This is a genomic window from Corallococcus sp. 4LFB (assembly GCF_046520365.1).
In the GTDB taxonomy this organism is placed as follows: domain Bacteria; phylum Myxococcota; class Myxococcia; order Myxococcales; family Myxococcaceae; genus Corallococcus; species Corallococcus caeni.
The window spans coordinates 1-2,128 of sequence record NZ_JBKGHJ010000500.1; the positions used below are offsets into that span (position 1 = coordinate 1).

General features: G+C 66.9%; 3 protein-coding genes and 1 pseudogene. 3 read left to right on the forward strand and 1 reads right to left on the reverse strand.

Annotated elements, in window-relative coordinates; all coding sequences use genetic code 11:
* The 3 genes and pseudogenes from ACLEQD_RS35145 to ACLEQD_RS35155 all read left to right on the forward strand — a co-directional run.
* Positions 1–203, forward strand: a pseudogene (locus tag ACLEQD_RS35145) (hypothetical protein); the annotation flags it as partial.
* A 118-nt stretch (positions 204–321) separates the two neighbouring features.
* Positions 322–696, forward strand: a complete 375-nt coding sequence (locus tag ACLEQD_RS35150; protein ID WP_410390121.1) for a hypothetical protein — start codon at positions 322–324, stop codon at positions 694–696.
* 216 nt (positions 697–912) lie between these two features.
* Entirely contained in the window at positions 913–1,710 is a 798-nt protein-coding gene (locus tag ACLEQD_RS35155) for a carboxypeptidase-like regulatory domain-containing protein (protein ID WP_410390123.1), read from the forward strand.
* Positions 1,711–1,852: 142 nt separating this feature from the next.
* Here ACLEQD_RS35155 and ACLEQD_RS35160 read toward each other — a convergent pair.
* The coding region (locus ACLEQD_RS35160) for a hypothetical protein (protein WP_410390124.1) at positions 1,853–2,128 on the reverse strand (276 nt) is incomplete at its 5' end.

Here is a 2,128-nt window from a genome sequence, read left to right on the forward strand (position 1 = left end):
CCGCCGCCCCGGGCCAGGGGAAGGTGAAGGACGCCTTCGAGAGCTCCAGCGCCGCGAAGAAGCGCGCCGTCCTCACCGGCGACGTGCCGCCGCCGCCCTCGGTCGCCGCCGCCAAGCCTCCGGACGCGCAGGAAGTGCAGAAGGACATGGAGTCCTTCAAGGCGTGGATGAAGAACCCGGCCCTGGGCAAGCTCAAGGGCTAGCCGGCCTTCCGCGACGGGGGGCTCGCTTTCGGGTTTCCCCCGTTCCGGACACGCAACTTCTCATCCCGTCGGCGGATAATCCCCTCAAGATTCAACTTCCTACCTACGGAGTTCCCCCATGGCTGGTGGAGTGAGTGGTGTCGGCGCGGGCAGCAGCGCGCAGCGCAAGCAGTCGACCAACACGGAAGCCCAGAAGCAGCAGGCCGTCCAGGACGCCATCAACGCGTCCGTCTCCCGCATGAAGGAGGACGAGGGCAAGACGAGCTACCTGGGCGAGGGCCGCATCGACAAGGTGAAGGCGAAGGTCGCCGAGGAGATGGAGACGTTCATGAAGGAGAACCCCAACGCCACGCCCGAGGAGATCAAGGCGAAGGCGGAGGAGAGCGCCTCCAAGAACGAGACCAACGCCGGCTTCGAGAAGATGCGCGACGACAACTTCTTCAAGAAGCTGATGTCCCGCCGCAAGGAGCTCATCCGGGACATGTGGGGCTGAGTCGTCCCCTGTATGTGCCGTAGCCCGCGCTGCCGTCCGGTCCACCCAGGGGTGGCGGGCGGCAGTCGTGCTTTGCGGGGCAGGCTACCGGGCAGGCGCTGGCCCCTGGCTTGAAAGGGGGACTGGCGCTCCGGTTTCTCCGGTAGAACCTAGGCGGGGCGACCGGCTCTTCAGGGACTGGCGCCGGAACGGAGCGGAAACCCAAGGAGGACGCGGATGCGCTGGACGCGAAACGCAGTGGCCTGGAGCCTGGTGGGGTTGATGGGCGTGGTGGGGGGCTGCAGCAACAAGGAGGGTGGTGGCGGCAAGGACGACGGTGGAGGAGGGACGCCTCAGACGGGCTATCTGTCCGGCAAGGTGCTGGACACGCAGGGGCAACCGCTCGCGGGGGCCCTCATCACCGCGGACAACACCCAGTTCTACGACTCCAACGTCCAGACGACTTCGGGCTCGGATGGGACGTACCGCGTGGACACGAGCCGTCCGACCGGCACCTGGCACGCCAGCGCCGTCGTGAAGCGGCAGTACAACGGGAAGGAGTACACCTTCGACCTGGATCCGAACGACGACAACGTCTTCGCCGGGAACGAAGGGGCGGTGCGCAACTTCACGTGGAAGCTCACGGGAAAGCGCCCGGATGACCTGGGCTACTACGGTGGGCGGGTGACGGTGTACGTGGATCAGTTCACGGACCCTGCGGACCCGAGCTCGCCCATCACCAGCGAGGACATCGAGCTGACGCTGACGCCCAGCGGCAAGTTGGTGGACGGCACCGACGGGCAGACCCTCACCCAGAAGCTCGTGCGCACGGCGGACGGGGATTCCGTGACGGATGTGCCGGTGGGCCGGTACACGATGTCCGCGCGCTACGTGCAGGCCGGGAAGTCGCCGCGTCCGATGCAGGTGCGTCTCCGGGACACCGGCCAGTACGCCAGCTCCGTGACGGCGGACTTCGACAGCGTCCTCATCGGACGGCACTCCATCGAGCTGAACGCCGAGCTGCCCGAACCCTGAGTCCGCCGCCGTGGACTCCCGGAGGAGGACGGCGCCACCGTCCTCCCTGCCCGAGGGGCGGCGTGACCGCGGCCCGCAAAAGCGAAGAGCCGGCCTCCCGTGAAGGAGGACCGGCTCTCGTACGCCCGGGAAAGCGGCGGAATTACTTGGTGTTGCCGATGATCGACATGGCGATGTCGCTCAGCTTCTTCATGATGTTGGAGGCGAACGCGGCGGCCTCCTGCTGCTTCTGGAGCATCAGCTGCGCGCGGGCGCGGGTCAGGTCGTCACCCTTGAGGCCCTTCAGGGTGGCGGACTCGGTCTCGTTCAGACCCTGCGAGGCGTTGAAAGCGGAGCGAACTGCAGAGCCGGCGACGTCAGCGTTCATGGGAGACTCCGAAGGTTGGAAGCGGGTGGGTACCGCGAAGCTGCTTACAAA

Coding starts and splice junctions, on each gene's coding strand:
- ACLEQD_RS35150 (WP_410390121.1), top strand. CDS start 322: ATGGCTGGTGGAGTGAGTGGTGTCGGCGCGGGCAGCAGCGCGCAGCGC.
- ACLEQD_RS35155 (WP_410390123.1), top strand. CDS start 913: ATGCGCTGGACGCGAAACGCAGTGGCCTGGAGCCTGGTGGGGTTGATG.